Below are 15,698 nucleotides of genomic sequence, written 5' to 3' on the forward strand. Positions count from 1 at the left end.
TCTGCAAGTGCTCCGCCGTGGGCGCATGATCGAGATCAAGACGCCGGGCGAGCTGCAGGCGATGCGGGCGGCCGGGCTGGTCGTCGCGAAGACCCTGGCCGCCGTGCGTGAGCGCGCGAAGGTCGGGGTCAGCACCGCCGAGCTCGACGAGCTGGCCGAGCAGACGATCCGTGACGCGGGGGCCGTGCCGTCCTTCAAGGGCTACCACGGCTTCCCGGCGTCGATCTGCGCCTCGGTCAACGAACAGATCGTCCACGGCATCCCGTCGGGCCGGCAGGTGCTGGCCGACGGTGACCTGATCTCGGTCGACTGTGGCGCCATCCTCGACGGCTGGCACGGCGACTCCGCCGTCACGCTCGCGATCGGCGCCGTGAGCGAGAAGGACCTCGCGCTGTCGGCCGCCACGGAGAAGTCGATGTGGGCCGGCATCGAGGCCGTGCGCGCCGGTGGCCGGCTCACCGACATCTCGTTCGCGGTGCAGACCGCCGCCGAGAAGGCGGGCCGCGACAACGGCGTCGAGTACGGGATGATCCTCGAGTACGGCGGCCACGGCATCGGCCGCCAGATGCACATGGACCCGTTCCTGCCCAACGTCGGCAAGCCCGGCAAGGGCCCGCGGCTCAAGGTCGGCATGGCGCTCGCGATCGAGCCCATGCTCACCGGCGGCGGCGGCGAGACCGTGGAGCTCGAGGACGGCTGGACCGTGGTCACGGCCGACGGCTCGCGCGCTTCGCACTGGGAGCACACCGTCGCCATCACCGAGGACGGTCCCTGGGTGCTCACCGCACCCGAGAAGGACTGACGCCGCCGCTCACCCGGCCGGCAAAGTTCACCTGACCAGGCGATTCTCGCAGGTCGGCTCGTTTTCAGGCATACTGGAACCCTGGCGCCCCACCGCCGGCTTGTAGCACAGTTACCCCCCGTTTGGGGGTCGCGACACGAGTTGCGTACACTGTCAAGTCGGCGTACTCATCGCGCCGGTTCCTGCGCGCTCGTGAACTCTCGCGAACACTCGGAGTCGGGGTGGAGTGTGCCGGAGCAGCACCCCAGTAAGCAAGGACTCGAGCTCATAACGGATCACGCTGTGTGCATCAAGCGTGCATTCAGGGATTGCGGAGGACATGGCTAAGAAAGACGGGGCCATCGAGGTCGAAGGCCGCGTGGTCGAGCCGCTCCCCAACGCGATGTTCCGCGTCGAGTTGGAGAACGGCCACAAAGTTCTTGCCCACATCAGCGGCAAGATGCGGCAGCACTACATCCGCATCCTGCCCGAGGACAGGGTCGTCGTGGAGCTCTCGCCCTACGACTTGTCTCGTGGTCGCATCGTCTACCGCTACAAGTGATCACGAAGAGCTGAGAAGAAGCAGGAGAGTCGGAGACGTGAAGGTCCAGCCGAGCGTCAAGAAGATCTGCGACAAGTGCAAGGTGATCCGCCGCCACGGCCGGATCATGGTGATCTGCGAGAACCTGCGTCACAAGCAGCGTCAGGGCTGAGCACCGCACTCCAGCAGAGCGGATTTGACGGCTACACACCCTCCCCGCACCTGCCAGGCCGCGTGAGCGGCCCGGTACACCCCCGGACTTCAGGCCGGGGCCGGGACACCCGGAGCGCAAGCCCCGGGCACGACAGGCGAGTCGGTTCCGGAACCGGACGGGGAGCAGACCTGGAGATGAAATCGATGAAGGAGCTATAGCGCCCATGGCACGACTCGCTGGCGTAGACCTCCCCCGCGAAAAGCGGTTGGAGATCGCGCTGACCTACATCTACGGCATCGGCCGTACCCGCTCGAAGCAGATGATCGCTGCTGCCGAGCTCAACGCGGACACCCGCGTGAAGGACCTCAGCGATGAGGACCTCATCAAGCTTCGTGACTACATCGACGAGAACTTCAAGGTCGAGGGTGACCTGCGTCGCGAGGTGAACGCCGACATCCGTCGCAAGATCGAGATCGGCACCTACCAGGGCCTGCGCTGGCGTCGTGGTCTGCCCGTCCGCGGTCAGCGGACCAAGACCAACGCCCGCACCCGCAAGGGTCCGAAGAAGACGGTCGCCGGCAAGAAGAAGGCTGGCAAGAAGTGAGCCTCAAGGGCAAGAAGGTCGTGCAGATGGGCGGCGGGAACCGTCGCGGCACGGCTTGTGTCTCGCCCAAGGCGCTCTACGCCCGCCCGATGGCGCTGCGCAACCTGTACACCGACGCCGGGTCGATCATCCGCCGCGGTCAGCAGGAAGCAGCCGCCGCTCACCAAGAGAACGCGCGCTAACAGGAGAACCCTCAGAACATGCCACCGAAGTCTCGTACTGCGGCTGGGGCCAAGAAGGTCCGCCGCAAGGAAAAGAAGAACGTCGCGCACGGTCACGCGCACATCAAGAGCACGTTCAACAACACCATCGTCTCGATCACGGACCCCACGGGCGCCGTGATCGCGTGGGCGTCGAGTGGTCACGTGGGCTTCAAGGGCTCGCGCAAGTCCACCCCGTTCGCCGCGCAGATGGCCGCCGAGAACGCTGCCCGCAAGGCTGCCGAGCACGGCATGAAGAAGGTCGACGTCTTCGTGAAGGGCCCGGGTTCGGGCCGCGAGACGGCGATCCGCTCGCTGCAGGCCGCCGGTCTCGAGGTCGGCACCATCCAGGACGTGACCCCGCAGCCTCACAACGGCTGCCGCCCGCCCAAGCGGCGCCGGGTCTGAGGAACGGGGAGGAGTAAGAAGAAATGGCTCGTTACACCGGCCCCGCGACGCGTATTTCGCGTCGCCTCAAGGTTGACCTCATCGGCGGCGACCAGGCTTTCGAGCGTCGCCCCTACCCGCCGGGCCAGCACGGCCGCGGGCGCATCAAGGAGTCCGAGTACCTCCTGCAGTCGCAGGAGAAGCAGAAGGCTCGCTACACCTACGGCGTTCTCGAGCGTCAGTTCGTCCGGTACTACAAGGAAGCCGTCCGGCGTCCTGGCAAGACCGGTGAGAACCTGCTGCAGATCCTCGAGTCCCGCCTGGACAACGTGATCTACCGCGCCGGCATCGCCCGCACGCGCCGCCAGGCGCGCCAGCTGGTGAGCCACGGCCACTTCCTGGTCAACGGCGTGAAGGTCAACGTCCCGTCCTTCCAGGTCTCCAAGTGGGACATCATCGACGTGCGGCCGAAGTCGTTCTCGATGCTGCCCTTCGTGGTGGCGAAGGAGTCCTTCGGCGAGCGCCCCATCCCGGCGTGGCTGCAGGTCGTCCAGTCCAACCTCCGCGTGCTGGTCCACCAGCTTCCGGAGCGTGCGCAGATCGACGTTCCGGTTCAGGAACAGCTGATCGTCGAGCTCTACTCGAAGTAGTTTCACGGGCGGCGGCGCAACAGGTGCGCCGCCGCCGCGCCATCCCTTCGACGTCATATGGCGGGCGTCGTCTGGAAAGGAAATAGGAACAATGCTGATTTCCCAGCGGCCGGCTCTCGGCGAAGAGACGGTCAACGAGACCCGCTCCCGGTTCACCATCGAACCGCTGGAGCCCGGCTTCGGCTACACGCTCGGCAACTCGCTGCGGCGCACGCTGCTGTCGTCCATTCCGGGCGCGGCCGTGACGAGCATCCGCATCGACGGCGTGCTGCACGAATTCACCACCGTTCCCGGGGTGAAGGAAGACGTCACCGACATCATCCTGAACCTCAAGGAGCTCGTGGTGTCCTCGGAAGAGGACGAGCCGGTCACCATGTACCTGCGCAAGCAGGGCCCCGGTGAGGTCACGGCTGCCGACATCGTGCCTCCGGCCGGCGTCACCGTGCACAACCCGGATCTCCACATCGCGGCGCTGAACGGCAAGGGCAAGCTCGAGATCGAGCTCGTCGTCGAGCGCGGTCGCGGTTACGTTCCGGCCCTGCAGAACAAGCAGGCCGGCGCCGAGATCGGCCGCATCCCGGTCGACTCGATCTACTCGCCGGTGCTGAAGGTGACGTACAAGGTCGAGGCCACTCGTGTCGAGCAGCGCACCGACTTCGACAAGCTGATCCTGGACGTCGAGACCAAGCCGTCGATCACGCCGCGCGACGCGGTTGCCTCGGCGGGCAAGACGCTGGTGGAGCTGTTCGGTCTCGCTCGCGAGCTGAACGTCGACGCCGAGGGCATCGAGATCGGCCCGTCGCCGCAGGAAGCGGACACCATCGCCGCCTACGCGATGCCGATCGAGGACCTGGACCTCACCGTCCGGTCGTACAACTGCCTCAAGCGCGAGGGCATCCACACGGTGGGCGAGCTCGTCTCGCGCAGCGAGGCGGACCTGCTCGACATCCGCAACTTCGGCGCCAAGTCGATCGACGAGGTCAAGCTGAAGCTGGTCGGTCTCGGCCTGGCGCTCAAGGACAGCCCGCCCGGGTTCGACCCCACCGCGGCGGCGTCCAGCTACGACGGTGAGGGCTGGTCGGGAAGTGTTGCCGGCATCGGCGGCGGGATTTCGGACGAGGGCCACGACGATGGCCAGGACTACGCAGAGACGGAACAGCTGTAAGGCCGCGTAGGCCTGGAGCTGTACAGCTGAACTAGGAGAACCCATGCCCACCCCTACCAAGGGAGCCCGACTCGGCGGATCTTCCGCGCACGAGCGGCTGATCCTGGCCAACCTGGCCTCGCAGCTGTTCGAGCACGGCAAGATCACCACGACCGAGGCGAAGGCCCGCCGGGTGCGCCCGCTGGCCGAGAAGCTGATCACCAAGGCGAAGCGGGGCGACCTGCACAACCGTCGCCAGGTGCAGAAGGTCGTGCGTGACAAGGACGTCGTGCACAAGCTGTTCGCCGAGATCGGCCCGCACTTCGCTGAGCGCGCCGGCGGCTACACCCGCATCACCAAGACGATGCCGCGCAAGGGCGACAACGCCGCCATGGCCGTCATCGAACTGGTGGCGGAGAAGACGGTGACGTCGGAGGCCGAGCGGGCTCGCAACACGAAGTTCGCGAAGGACGAGAAGCCGGCCGAGGCGGCCGTGGTCGAGGAGACCACGACTGACGAGGCCGTCGCCGAGGCTCCGGCCGAGGAGACCACCGAGGCCGCTTCGGAAGAGGCCGCCACGTCCGACTCGGACGAGGCCGCCGCCGACGACGCGGACGCCAAGAAGGACTGACGTCCTGACGGCACAGTCGACACCGGACGAGCCCGCCACTCCCTTCGGGGAGGGCGGGCTCGTTCGTCTGCGCCTGGACGTTTCCTACGACGGCACGGACTTCTCGGGCTGGGCCCGCCAGCCGGGCCGGCGCACGGTGCAGGCCGAGCTGGAAGCGGCCCTGCAGCGCCAGCCGCCGGGGCGCGCGGTGCCGAAGTCCGTGGTCGTTGCGGGCCGCACAGATGCCGGTGTGCACGCGACCGGTCAGGTCGTGCACGTGGACGTGGTCCCGCTCGAGTCGGGAACGCCCGGCCGCGTTCCGGTTGACGCGCAAGGCATTCCGGACCTCACGCGCATGACCGGGCGCTGGAACAAGCTCCTGCCCGCCGACGTGCGGGTGCTCGGCGCCCGCGTGGCGCCGGCGGGTTTCGACGCGCGCTTCTCCGCGATCCGCCGCCACTACCGCTACCGGGTCTCCGACGCACCGTGGGGCGTCGATCCGTTGCGCCGCAACGACACGCTGGCCTGGGGCCGGCCGCTGTCCACGGACGCGATGAACGAGGCCGCGGCCGAGCTGCTGGGGCTGCAGGACTTCGCCGCCTACTGCAAGCAGCGCGAGGGCGGCACCACGATCCGCGAGCTGCAGCAGCTGGAGTGGACGCGCCTCGACGAGCACCTGCTGGAAGTGCGGGTGTCGGCCGACGCGTTCTGCCACTCCATGGTCCGCAGCCTCGTCGGGGTGCTGCTGATGGTCGGCGACGGCCGCCGCTCCCGTTCGTGGCCCGCCGAGGTCCTCGCCGGCGGCACGCGTGACAGCGCCGTGGCCCCGGCCCACGGTCTCACCCTCACGGCCGTGGACTACCCGGCCGACGCCGACCTCGCCGCGCGGGCCGAGCAGACGCGCAACGTGCGTTCCGCCACCGACCTGTAGCTTCGCTTCCCGTGACTCACGGGGTAACGCACCACGACCGGACCAGGGCCGCCTACGACGGGGTGGTCGAGCTGTACGCGTCGCTGTTCGCCGATCCGCTGCTGGCCGAAGCGCCGTTCTCGCGGGCCATGGCGGCGACGTTCGCCGAGCTGGTGCGCGGCACGGACAACCACCGCGTGGCCGACGTCGGCTGCGGGCCCGGCCACCTCACGGCTTTCCTGGCGGCGCAAGGACTCGACGTGCGCGGCCTGGACCTGTCCCCGGGCATGATCGACTACGCCCGCACCACGTTCCCGGAGCTGCGGTTCGACGAGGCCCGCATGGAGGCTCTGCCGCTCGACGACGGTGCCCTCGGCGGCGTGCTGGCGCACTACTCACTGATCCACACACCACCCGCGGACGTTCCCGCGCTGCTGGCCGAGCAGGCCCGCGTACTGGCCCCTGGTGGCCTCTCCCTGGTCTCGTTCTTCGCGACCGAGGGTGCGGCACCGGTCCGCTTCGACCACAAGGTGACGGCGGCGTACAGCTGGCCGGTGGACCAGTTCGCCGAGCTGCTCACCGACGCCGGGCTGGACCCGTTCGCCCGGCTCGTGCACGACCCGCGGTCCGAGCGCGGATTCCTCGACGCGCACCTGCTGTCCCGCCGGGCCTGACGCGCAGCGGCTCGACTCAGAGGTCGCTCGGTCCACTCCGGTAGCGACCCGGCGTGCTGCCGATGATGTTCGTGAAGGCGGCGATGAAACCACTCGGGTTGGCCCAGCCGCAGGCGTGCGCGGTGTGCGTCACGTCGTGGCCTTCTGCCAGGAGCACCAGTGCGTGCTGGATGCGCAGTTGCGTGCGCCACTCGGGGAAGGTCATGCCGAGCTCGGCGCGGATCAGCCGGGTGAGGGTGCGGGAACCGGCGCCGACGGCTTTCCCGAGCGCGGCCATCGACGTGCTGTCCGCCGGCTTCTCGGTCAGGAGCCGCGCGATGGCCCGCAGCCGATCGTCCTGGGGCTCCGGCAGGTGCAGCGGCTGCTCCTGGGCCTCGCGGAGCTCGTCGACGAGAACGCGCAGGAGGCGAGCGCGGGCCGCGCCGCGCCGGTGGTGGTCGTTGTCCGGCCCGGTCAGCGCGAGGAGCACCGCGCGCGCCAGGTCCGTGGCGAGGAACACGGCGGGCCGGTCCGGCACGCGCCGGGCCAGGGCCGGGGGCAGGAAGACGATCCGCATGTCCGTGTCGCCGTGGGCGCGGTGCCGATGCGCGCGCCCGGCCGGGGTCCACGCGATGCGGTTGGCGGGTACGACCGAGGTGCCGCGCTCGGTGTGGACGGTCAGCACGCCGGCGGCCGCGTACACGAGATGTCCGCGCGCGTGCGCCTGCACCGCGCTGGCGCCACCCGAGGGCCACCGGTGCCGCCCGCCGGAAGGCCACACCACGGACGTCAGCGGTCCGGGGCCGGGGTCTTGGCGGCGAAGAGGCATCACGAGGCAGTTTATCGGTGGTCGGCCACGCGGCGGGGGTGATGACCTGGAGTGGTTCTCATCGCGAGCCGACAAAGGAGATCCACCATGACGACGTTCGTCCTCGTGCCCGGTGCGTGGCACGGTTCCTGGACGTTCGAGGCGGTCGTCCCCCTGCTGGAGCGGGCCGGGCACACCGTCCACGCCCTGACCCTCACCGGGCTGCGGCCGGATGACGACGCCACGACGGTCGCGAACGCCAACCTCGACACCCACGCCGCAGATGTCGTGCACCTGCTGGAGAGCGCCCGGATCACCGACGCGACGCTGGTCGGCCACAGCTACGGCGGGATGGTGATCTCGGCCGCGGCCGACCGCGCGGGCGGCCGGGTTTCGCGGCTCGTCCACCTCGACGCCTACGTGCCACGCGACGGTGACTCGTGCTGGGCGTCGACCACCGAGGCCTACCGGCAGTCGTTCGTGGCCGGCGCGGCGGACACGGGCCACAGCGTCCAGCCGCCGTTCCGCGCCCCGCACGGCGGTGATCCCCGCCGCCGTCCACACCCGTTGGCCTCCCTGGTGCAGACGATCCGGCTCACCGGCGCCGTCGATCGGGTGCCCCGGCGCGACTTCGTCTACTGCTCCGGGTGGGAGGACCGCAGCCCGTTCGCCGCACTCCGCGCTCGGCTCGAAGCCGATCGGGCTGGCGCGTGCACGACCTCCCCACCGCGCACAACGCGATGCGGGAGGCACCGGACGCCGTGGCCGAATTGCTGCTCTGAACTCGCCGTCCCGAAAAGCAATGAAGGGCGCTGGGAAGGAATCAGATTCCTTCCCAGCGCCCTTCACGGACTTCCGGTGCGGCGAACCTCAGTCGCCGCGGCGAACCGGGCCGAGCAGCTGCTGTTCCTTCTGCGTCGTGACCAGCCGCAGCGGCCGCCACAGGTTGCGGCCCAGTGCCACGACCTGGTCGTCCTTCAGGGTGGTCAGCTGGCGCATCATCTGCGGCGGCAGGCGCCAGATGCGGGCCGCCAGCTCGGCCTGGCCGGCGGGCAGGCGCTGCATCAGCACGAGGTCCGCGGCGTTGGCCGTGGCGCCGGCCTGCGGGTGCAGGTAGGGCAGCACGTACACGGTGGTCTGCCACGGCGAGCGCGGCGGGAAGAGGTCCTGCGGGGTCGGGCCGCCGTCGGTGACCACGAGCAGCGGCGCGTCTTCCGACGGACGCGGCAGCTCGACCGGCGACAGGCGCCGGATCTGCACGAGCGGCGAAGGCCGTCCGTCCCGGTTGCCGGCGGCCTGGGAGAGCACCTGCCAGGCCGCGGGCCGCCCGGTGGCCACGACCACCCACGCACCCACCGCCATCGCGCGCAGCGCCACCTGACGGGCCAGGTACAGCCCGCCGACGAGCACGATGCGCGTGGGCGCCGAGCGCAGGGCCGAGATGGTGAGAGGTTCGCCCTTGAGGCCCGAGCCGAGGACGATGCCGCCGCGGTCGCCCGAGGGGCTGATCGCGTCGAGCATGGCCGGGTCGACGGTGAACTCCGGGGCCACGCCGGGGTTCTGCCCGGCGTCGCGAAGGCGCGTGCTCACGCCGTACCTCCGATCGGCAGGGTGGCGGCGAACGCGGAGATCTGCAGGCCCCGCAACGGCGTCAGGTCGACGTCGAGCCGCTCCGAAATGGACTTGAGACGCTGGTCGGCGGCTTCGAGCTCACGCGGGTTGCGCGCGCTCACGCGCACCACGCCACGCAGCCCGATGCGGCCCTCGTCCGAGGCGGGCGAGATCGACATGGCGACCGTGGCCGACAGCGCGCGCACGCTCGTGAGCGCGTCGAGGCTGCCGCTGATCTTGCCCTTGGGCCAGCTCGTGATGGCGTAGCTCGAGTGCCCGATGCCGGCCGCCGTGACGCCGGTCCAGCTCTCCTGCAGCGTGACCTTCGTCGACGAACCGGCCACGGCGGTGAGCTCGGCGGCGGAGATGCTGGCGCGCAGCAGCTCGTCCGGGTCGAGCGGCCGCGTCGGCACGCCCTGGGACTCCAGCGCGTTGCGCACGCGCGAGAGCGCGCCGATCAGCGCGCGGTGGGCGCCGACGACGCCGCCACCGCGTTCGCGGATCGCGTCGGGGCAGCGGCGCGGGTCGAGCCGGATCGCGATCCACGTGGTGCGCCGGGCGGCCGCGGGCAGCGGGCCGAGCACCTCCATGTACGAGCTGAGCGCGGGCGAATCCGACGGCAGGGCCGCGGAACCCGGGTAGCTGTGCCAGATCATCTGGATCGAGTCGAGGACCACACCGCGGTCTTCGAGGCACGGCGCGAGCGCCGACAGCGGCAGGCTCGGCGCGCCACCGGCCTGGGTGATCAGCGCGGGCGTCGGCTCCACGAGGAGCACCGCCGTCCACGTGCCGTCGTTCCAGGCGAGGCCGACCTGCTGGCGCTCGTGGTCGACGCCGTGGGCCACCACGAGGTCCGGCACGGCCAGGCGCAGCAGGTTCACGCGCGCGTCGTCCGGGCCCGTCATCGTGGTGTCCTCGGCGGCCAGCTCTTCGAGGCTGCTGGGCGGCGGGGGAGTGGCCACGCGGTCGTGCGAGCGGAAGCGGTAGCGCAGCGTGAGGCCGAGCCACTGGGTGAACCAGCGCCCGCCCCAGCGCAGGAACGCGAAGATGAGGAACACGGCCGCGACCCCGATGGCGATGTACTTCAGCTGCTCCATGTTGATGGCGAGCAGCACGAGTCCGATCGCGACACCCACCTCGAGCAGCACGAGGTTCGCCACCGGCAGCGGGCCGAGGTTGATACCGCCGGAACGCCGCCGTGAAGGCGGGGCCAGCCGGGTCGCCGTCGCGGTGCCGCCCTGGGGCGAGCCACCGGAGCCGGGACCGTCAGGACCGGAGCCACCAGAGCCGCCGCCGGGTCCGCCAGGTCCACCGGGCCCGCCAGGTCCCCCCGGACCGCCGGGGCCGCCGGGGCCACCCGGGCCGCCAGGTCCACCGGGCCCGTTCGGGCCGCCGCCACGAGGACCCGGACCGCCGGGCCCTCCCGGGCCACCGGGTCCGCCGGGGCCACGCGGGATCCCACCGGGGCCACCGGGACCGCCCGGCACGCCACCCGGTCCGCCCGGTCCGCCTGCTCTGCCCGGCCGCTGCGGGGGACCCGGAGGGCGTCCTCCGGGCGGCGGTGGCCCGGGGGGCCCTGGCGGACGTGGAGGCGTGGTGACGGACATCCGCGCGTTCTCTTCCCCTCGTGAGTGCTACGTTCCCGGAAAGCCGGGTCCCGAGGTGTCCGACCCTAGCTTGAGTTGGTAGAAACCCCACACCAGACGGTCCCCGTACGGCTATCCTGCGGAACCGTACCGCGACGGGGAGGACTGTAGGTCGAGAATGCCATCAACACCCACGACTAAGAGTCAGGTTCAGGCCTACAAGTTCGTCATGCGCCGGATGCAGTCGGCGCTCGTCCGCCGCGACGCGGTGATGCTCCACGACCCGATGCGCACCCACTCGCGGGCGACCACCGTAGGGGTGATCCTCGGTGTGCTCGGCGCGGTGGTTTTCGTGTTGATCGCCCTGCTCAGCCCGGCTCCCGCGGTGCCGGCCTCGGGCGGCATCGTGATCGGTGAGCAGTCCGGCACCGTTTACGTGGTCACCGGCAATCCGCAGAAATTGATTCCGACGTTCAACCTCGCTTCGGCGCGCCTGATCCTGCTCGCGCAGTCGCAGCAGCAGTCGCAAGGCGGACAAGGCGCACAAGGCGGAGCGCAGCCCGCGGCAAATGCCGCGCCGGCCGCCGCGGTCAATCCGACCGTCGTCTCCGATGAACAGCTCAAGAACATTCCGCGGGAGAAGCTCACCGGCATTCCCGATGGGCCACAACTTCTGCCCGACAGCGCCCAGCGCATTTCGCCCAACTGGGCGGTGTGCGACCAGGTCGTGCTCGACCCGCGGCTGCCGCAACCCGACAGCGTGAACCGCACCGACACCACGGTGATCGGCGGCGTCGCGAACGTCGGCACCGAACTCGCCAAGGGTCAGGCGCTGCTTGGCCGCGCGGACGACGGCAAGACCTACCTGATCTACCGCCTGCAGGCCACGCAGGCGCGGCCCGACGCCAACACCGTGCGCGCCGAGGTCGACCTCGGCGACAACGACCCGGTGCGCGCGGCGCTGCAGCTGCCGGCCAAGGCACGCAAGGCTTCCCAGGCGTTCCTCAACGCGATCCCCGACGTCGGCAAGCTCGTGCCGCCGCTCGTCGACGGTGCCGGTGAATCACCGCAGCAGGACTTCAACGGCCTCACCGTCGGCGACGTGTTCTCCACGAGCCCGTCGGGCGCTCCGACCGATTTCTGGCTGATCACCCGCAACGGCATCCAGAAGGTGTCGTCCGCGGTCGCCGACATCGTCCGCACGGCGAAGAACGGCGGCGGGACCAAGATCACCGACCTCGGCCTGGAGAAGATCAACAACGTCCCGCGGCTGCAGCCCAGCGACCCCGGGTTCGTGAAGGTCGACAACTACCCCGAGCAGACCCCGACCGTGCTCGACGCCACCCAGGGCTCGCCGGTGGCGTGCCTCGGCTGGTCGTTCGACGGCAAGAACACGGCCCACACGTCGGTGTACGTGAGCAAGGGCCTGCCGGCCGAGATCACGAACGCCGACGGCTCGAGCAAGGTCCAGACGGTCGCCAACACCGGACCGAACGGCCTGCCGATCACCGGCTTCTACATGCCGCCGGGCTTCGGCGCGGTGGTGCAGTCGGCCACCGAGTCGAGCGCGACGTTCTTCAAGGGTCCGATCCAGCTGATCAGCGACCGCGGCCTCCGGTACGGCGTGCCGGACCAGGCTACGGCGGCCGCGCTCGGCCTCACCGACGCGAAGCCGGCGCCGGAGTCGATCATCGGTCTGCTGCCCACCGGCTCGTCGCTGAACACGCAGAACGTGATGAAGCAGTTCGACTCCGTGCCGATCGACCCCAACGCGGGCACGTTCAACGCGCCGGCCCAGCAAGCCGGCCAGCCGGCCGGGAACTGACGCGGGTCCCCGTCCGTCACACTCGGACATTCTCAGGTGAGTGGAGGGATGTCGTGGCGGCGGGGAACAACGCGCTGAACATCGACGGAGACGCCGTCGGCGGCTACTCGGCTAAGGTCGCGCTGGCCGCCGACGAGCTGGACACGGCCGCGGCCGGCGTCGGCGCGGGAGCGACCACGGCGCAGGCCTACGGCGAGCTCGGCGGCCGGCTCGGTCTCGACCGGTCGTACGCGCGGGCGTCCGGCGCGCTGCGTCAGCAACTGCAGGCGGGTGCCGAGGCTCTGCGGTCGGCCGCGGCCGCGCTGGATCAGCTCACCGCGGGCCACGCGCAGCGTGACGCCGACGCGGCCGAGCAGGTCAAGCGGGCGGGGAGGCTGCTGTGACAGAACCTTCGCTCACGTTCGTGTCGGAGCTCGCGGGTGAGCTCGGCGTGACGGATCCCGTGACCACGTACTACCACCCGCTCGTGGGCCAGTGGGCCGAGCTCGACGCGGAAGCGCAACGCCTGCGCAGCGCGGCGAAAACGGCCGGCGGGGTGTCCGCGGACCTGGCCGACGAGCTCGGCCGGCTCGACGCCGCGTGGTCCGGTGAGGACGCCGACGCGTTCGTCACCTACCTGGGTGAAATCCGGTCCGCGAGCGAAGGCGTGGAAGACGCGCTCGACGAGCTGGCGGGCGCGCTGGAAGAGCTCGCGGGATCGCTGCGCAAGATCGTCGGCGACGCCGGCGACGTGCTCGTGGACGCGGCCGATCTGCTGTCGGAGTCGGCGATGCTGCCGGTCGGCGGGGTCAGCCGCTCGCGCACGCAGCTGCGCGAGACCGAGCAGTCGGTGAAGTCGTTGTACGACGCGGCGGAAGACGTGCTGCAGCACTTCGCGCAGCTCTGCGAAGGCGTGGACGCGCCCGCGGGGGAGCAGCCCAGCATCGCGCTGCGCCAGCACTACCCGCAGGAGCAGTTCCGGTTGCACGACAGCGAACCGGCACGGCCGGCCGCGGTGTCCACACCGGACGGGACGGCGCCGGAACAGCCGTCCCAGGACGCCTCGCAGCCCACACACGATGCGGCGGGCAACGCCGCCGTGACTCAGCAGACGACCGCGAGCCCCGGCGCCGACGGCACCACACCGTCGTCGGCCGACGACTCCGTCTCGGCTTCGGCAGCCGAAGACCCGCACCAGGGCAAGGAAACCGGCGCCGACCCTCGGCTCATCCCCGGCCAGGCCGGCGTGCCGATCGGGCCGGAGGGCCTCGCCCCGGCGCCCGCCGCGGCCGAGCCGACCGGATCCGGCGGCATGTCGATGATGCCGATGATGGGCATGGGCGGCATGGGCATGGGTGGCGGCGGCGGGATGGGCGGCGGTGGTGGCGGCACGCGCCAGGCCCGGAAGGGTATGCCCGCCAAGCCTTCCGAACTGCTCGGCGACCCCGCCCCGGTCACGCCACCGGTGATCGGCGAGGACCCCCAGAAGCCCGAGAAGGCCAAGAAACCCCAGAAGTGACCGAAGGGGCCGCACTCCGCTTTCCCGCGGTGTACGGCCCCTTCAGCGTCTTCGGTGACGCGCTGCTCAGCTCGGCGGCCGCGCCTGGCGGTTGCGCCGGATCGTGTGCATCACGAACAGCGTGATCAGCAGCGCCACGATGCCGCCGCCGGTGCCGGCCAGCGCCACGATCATCGGCGTGGAGCTCATGGAGTCGGCCGGCGGCAGCACCGCCGTCTGCACCACGGGCTTCGGCTTCGCGAGCTCACCGACGTCGTTCGGCAGGTTCGCGGTGAGCGCGGCCACGGGGTCGATCACGCCGTAGCCCACGAAGTCGTCGCGCCCGCCCGGCGCGGCCGGGTGTTGCGCGGTGGCTTCGATGCGCTGGATCACCTGGCGCGCTGTGAGCTGCGGGTACATCTGGCGCACGAGCGCGGCCACCCCGGCCACGTACGGCGAGGCGAAGCTCGTGCCCTGGATCGCCGACTGCTGGTTGCCGTCGATCGTGAGGTTGGCCAGGCCCGTGGAGCCCTCGGCCGGGTCGAGCGAAATGATGTTGGTGCCCGGCGCGGCGACGCCGACCCACGGGCCGTGCACGCTGAACGACGCGACACCGCCGGTTTCGTCGATCGCACCGACCGACAGCACGTCGTCGGCGAACCACGGCGGCGTCACGATCGAGCGGGGCTTGTTCGGGTCGGCCTGGTCGTTCTGCGGGCAGTCGTCGGAGACGTTGCCGGCGGCGGCGACGACCACCACGTTTTTATCGGCCGCGTACTTCACCGCGGCTTGCACCTGCTGCTCACCGGTCTGGATGCTGCCGGTGCCGTCGGCCGCGCGGCAGTGGTCCACCGACATGTTGACGACCTTGATGTCGCCCCGGTCGGCGATGCCGCGGATGATCTCGGCCAGCGTCTGCAGCGTGCCCGCGGTGCCGTCCTTCTGCAGCTGACGGGTGTCACCCTGGTTGTTCTGCTGCTGGGGAGCCGTGCCGCCCTGCTCGCCGCCGACCTGGCCGCCACCGCCGCCGTTGCCGGGCAGCTGGCCGCCGTTCTGGTTGCTCGGCGGGGTGCTGCCGTTCTGATTGCCGGGCGGAGTGCCGGTGTTGCCACCGGGCTGCCCCGTGTTGCTCGCGGCATTCTGGTCCACGGCGTAGTTCGAGCTCAGCTGCCGGAACGACACGATCGTGGAGTCGGGGGCGACGCCGATGAAGCCGACCTTCGGGTCCTTCGGGTTGCCCGCGATGATGCCGGCGACCTCGGTGCCGTGGCCGTCGCAGTCCTGCAATCCACCGGGCTGACCGTTGTCCGGCTTCGCGACGTACTCACCGCCGCTTTCGACCCGGCCCTCGAACCACGGGTGCGGCGTGACCCCGGTGTCGACCACCGCGACCTTGATGTTGCCGCCGACGCTGCCCTTGGCCGCGCGCACGATCTGCTGCGCCTTGTCCAGCTGCAGGTAGCTCTGGCCCCACGGGATCGTGTTGATCTCGACGTTCTGCCCGAGGCTGCGCTTCACGCACTCGATCTTCTTCTGGTAGTTCTTGTCCGGCTGACCCGAATCAGCCGGAAGCACGCTCTCGTCCACCTGCGGCGGTGTGGCCCACGTGCCCGCGGCTCCGGTGTCCTGCTGGGCCGAGGCGGGCGCGACGAGGGCCAACGGCGAGAGCACCCCGAGCCCGGCCGCGAGCAGGACCACACCCGTGCGGCCGCCGAGCCCGAGGTGCCGGACGAGCGGACGTCGTGCACGCATCTGGT

The 15,698-nt window shown here is 70.6% G+C and carries 18 protein-coding genes and 1 pseudogene; 15 read left to right on the forward strand and 4 right to left on the reverse strand.

The window, feature by feature from the left end; translation table 11 throughout:
• Positions 1 to 25 precede the first annotated feature (25 nt).
• The 11 genes from map to VSH64_RS41085 all read left to right on the forward strand — a co-directional run bounded on the left by map (position 26) and on the right by VSH64_RS41085 (position 6,655).
• Positions 26 to 802 (forward strand): type I methionyl aminopeptidase, encoded by a 777-nt coding sequence (gene map, locus VSH64_RS41035; protein WP_326568111.1) that lies wholly within the window; start codon positions 26 to 28, stop codon positions 800 to 802.
• A 319-nt stretch (positions 803 to 1,121) separates the two neighbouring features.
• On the forward strand, positions 1,122 to 1,343 hold the full coding sequence (gene infA / locus VSH64_RS41040) for a translation initiation factor IF-1 (RefSeq protein WP_004558881.1): 222 nt from the start codon (positions 1,122 to 1,124) through the stop codon (positions 1,341 to 1,343).
• A 37-nt stretch (positions 1,344 to 1,380) separates the two neighbouring features.
• The gene (gene rpmJ, locus VSH64_RS41045; protein WP_004558882.1) at positions 1,381 to 1,494 is read left to right on the forward strand and encodes a 50S ribosomal protein L36; all 114 of its coding nucleotides are present in this window, start codon (positions 1,381 to 1,383) and stop codon (positions 1,492 to 1,494) included.
• A 205-nt stretch (positions 1,495 to 1,699) separates the two neighbouring features.
• The gene (gene rpsM / locus VSH64_RS41050) at positions 1,700 to 2,080 is read left to right on the forward strand and encodes a 30S ribosomal protein S13 (protein WP_204091690.1); all 381 of its coding nucleotides are present in this window, start codon (positions 1,700 to 1,702) and stop codon (positions 2,078 to 2,080) included.
• Positions 2,077 to 2,262 (forward strand): hypothetical protein, encoded by a 186-nt coding sequence (locus VSH64_RS41055; RefSeq protein ID WP_326568112.1) that lies wholly within the window; start codon positions 2,077 to 2,079, stop codon positions 2,260 to 2,262. Before rpsM ends, VSH64_RS41055 begins: the two co-directional genes overlap by 4 nt.
• A gap of 18 nt (positions 2,263 to 2,280) precedes the next feature.
• Positions 2,281 to 2,688 (forward strand): 30S ribosomal protein S11, encoded by a 408-nt coding sequence (gene rpsK / locus VSH64_RS41060; protein WP_004558885.1) that lies wholly within the window; start codon positions 2,281 to 2,283, stop codon positions 2,686 to 2,688.
• 23 nt (positions 2,689 to 2,711) lie between these two features.
• On the forward strand, positions 2,712 to 3,317 hold the full coding sequence (rpsD, locus tag VSH64_RS41065; RefSeq protein WP_326568113.1) for a 30S ribosomal protein S4: 606 nt from the start codon (positions 2,712 to 2,714) through the stop codon (positions 3,315 to 3,317).
• 91 nt (positions 3,318 to 3,408) lie between these two features.
• Positions 3,409 to 4,482 (forward strand): DNA-directed RNA polymerase subunit alpha, encoded by a 1,074-nt coding sequence (locus VSH64_RS41070; protein ID WP_285970652.1) that lies wholly within the window; start codon positions 3,409 to 3,411, stop codon positions 4,480 to 4,482.
• 43 nt (positions 4,483 to 4,525) lie between these two features.
• On the forward strand, positions 4,526 to 5,092 hold the full coding sequence (rplQ, locus tag VSH64_RS41075; protein WP_326568114.1) for a 50S ribosomal protein L17: 567 nt from the start codon (positions 4,526 to 4,528) through the stop codon (positions 5,090 to 5,092).
• Positions 5,093 to 5,165: 73 nt separating this feature from the next.
• Positions 5,166 to 6,002: a tRNA pseudouridine(38-40) synthase TruA gene (gene truA, locus VSH64_RS41080; protein ID WP_326838174.1), complete on the forward strand. Its 837-nt coding sequence runs from the start codon at positions 5,166 to 5,168 to the stop codon at positions 6,000 to 6,002.
• An 11-nt stretch (positions 6,003 to 6,013) separates the two neighbouring features.
• Positions 6,014 to 6,655, forward strand: a complete 642-nt coding sequence (locus VSH64_RS41085) for a class I SAM-dependent methyltransferase (RefSeq protein WP_326568115.1) — start codon at positions 6,014 to 6,016, stop codon at positions 6,653 to 6,655.
• A gap of 16 nt (positions 6,656 to 6,671) precedes the next feature.
• On the opposite strand, the gene VSH64_RS41090 is transcribed toward VSH64_RS41085, so the two are convergent.
• A complete protein-coding gene (locus VSH64_RS41090; RefSeq protein ID WP_326568116.1) occupies positions 6,672 to 7,463 on the reverse strand; it encodes an AraC family transcriptional regulator in 792 nt (263 codons plus the stop codon).
• An 87-nt stretch (positions 7,464 to 7,550) separates the two neighbouring features.
• On the opposite strand from VSH64_RS41090, the pseudogene VSH64_RS41095 reads away from it, so the two are divergent.
• Positions 7,551 to 8,054: pseudogene (locus VSH64_RS41095) on the forward strand (alpha/beta fold hydrolase); the annotation flags it as partial.
• Positions 8,055 to 8,312: 258 nt separating this feature from the next.
• Here the strand turns inward: VSH64_RS41095 and VSH64_RS41100 are convergent.
• Together VSH64_RS41100 and eccE are read right to left on the reverse strand one after the other, a co-directional pair.
• Positions 8,313 to 9,032 (reverse strand): hypothetical protein, encoded by a 720-nt coding sequence (locus VSH64_RS41100; RefSeq protein WP_326568117.1) that lies wholly within the window; start codon positions 9,030 to 9,032, stop codon positions 8,313 to 8,315.
• Positions 9,029 to 10,213 (reverse strand): type VII secretion protein EccE, encoded by a 1,185-nt coding sequence (gene eccE / locus VSH64_RS41105; protein ID WP_326568118.1) that lies wholly within the window; start codon positions 10,211 to 10,213, stop codon positions 9,029 to 9,031. The genes VSH64_RS41100 and eccE overlap by 4 nt, the downstream gene beginning before the upstream one ends.
• 604 nt (positions 10,214 to 10,817) lie before the next feature.
• On the opposite strand from eccE, the gene eccB reads away from it, so the two are divergent.
• From eccB to VSH64_RS41120, 3 genes are read left to right on the forward strand one after another with little or no spacing between them, the layout of a single operon-like run.
• Complete coding sequence (gene eccB / locus VSH64_RS41110; RefSeq protein WP_326568119.1) at positions 10,818 to 12,464, forward strand: type VII secretion protein EccB; 1,647 nt, start codon at positions 10,818 to 10,820, stop codon at positions 12,462 to 12,464.
• Between the two features lie 53 nt (positions 12,465 to 12,517).
• A complete protein-coding gene (locus VSH64_RS41115) occupies positions 12,518 to 12,847 on the forward strand; it encodes a hypothetical protein (protein WP_326568120.1) in 330 nt (109 codons plus the stop codon).
• Entirely contained in the window at positions 12,844 to 13,962 is a 1,119-nt protein-coding gene (locus VSH64_RS41120) for a WXG100 family type VII secretion target (protein WP_326568121.1), read from the forward strand. Before VSH64_RS41115 ends, VSH64_RS41120 begins: the two co-directional genes overlap by 4 nt.
• 66 nt (positions 13,963 to 14,028) lie before the next feature.
• Here the strand turns inward: VSH64_RS41120 and VSH64_RS41125 are convergent, their stop codons facing one another.
• Complete coding sequence (locus VSH64_RS41125; protein WP_326568122.1) at positions 14,029 to 15,693, reverse strand: S8 family serine peptidase; 1,665 nt, start codon at positions 15,691 to 15,693, stop codon at positions 14,029 to 14,031.
• Positions 15,694 to 15,698 lie beyond the last annotated feature (5 nt).

It is taken from the genome of Amycolatopsis rhabdoformis (genome assembly GCF_035918295.1).
Classification (GTDB): Bacteria; Actinomycetota; Actinomycetes; order Mycobacteriales; family Pseudonocardiaceae; genus Amycolatopsis; species Amycolatopsis rhabdoformis.

What these genes read in the sequence shown, in the direction of transcription:
- rpsD (WP_326568113.1), top strand. Translation starts at nt 2,712, where the DNA reads ATGGCTCGTTACACCGGCCCCGCGACGCGTATTTCGCGTCGCCTCAAG.
- VSH64_RS41070 (WP_285970652.1), top strand. Translation starts at nt 3,409, where the DNA reads ATGCTGATTTCCCAGCGGCCGGCTCTCGGCGAAGAGACGGTCAACGAG.
- eccB (WP_326568119.1), top strand. Translation starts at nt 10,818, where the DNA reads ATGCCATCAACACCCACGACTAAGAGTCAGGTTCAGGCCTACAAGTTC.
- rpsK (WP_004558885.1), top strand. Translation starts at nt 2,281, where the DNA reads ATGCCACCGAAGTCTCGTACTGCGGCTGGGGCCAAGAAGGTCCGCCGC.
- VSH64_RS41090 (WP_326568116.1), bottom strand. Translation starts at nt 7,463, where the DNA reads ATGCCTCTTCGCCGCCAAGACCCCGGCCCCGGACCGCTGACGTCCGTG.
- VSH64_RS41125 (WP_326568122.1), bottom strand. Translation starts at nt 15,693, where the DNA reads ATGCGTGCACGACGTCCGCTCGTCCGGCACCTCGGGCTCGGCGGCCGC.
- infA (WP_004558881.1), top strand. Translation starts at nt 1,122, where the DNA reads ATGGCTAAGAAAGACGGGGCCATCGAGGTCGAAGGCCGCGTGGTCGAG.
- rpsM (WP_204091690.1), top strand. Translation starts at nt 1,700, where the DNA reads ATGGCACGACTCGCTGGCGTAGACCTCCCCCGCGAAAAGCGGTTGGAG.
- rplQ (WP_326568114.1), top strand. Translation starts at nt 4,526, where the DNA reads ATGCCCACCCCTACCAAGGGAGCCCGACTCGGCGGATCTTCCGCGCAC.
- map (WP_326568111.1), top strand. Translation starts at nt 26, where the DNA reads ATGATCGAGATCAAGACGCCGGGCGAGCTGCAGGCGATGCGGGCGGCC.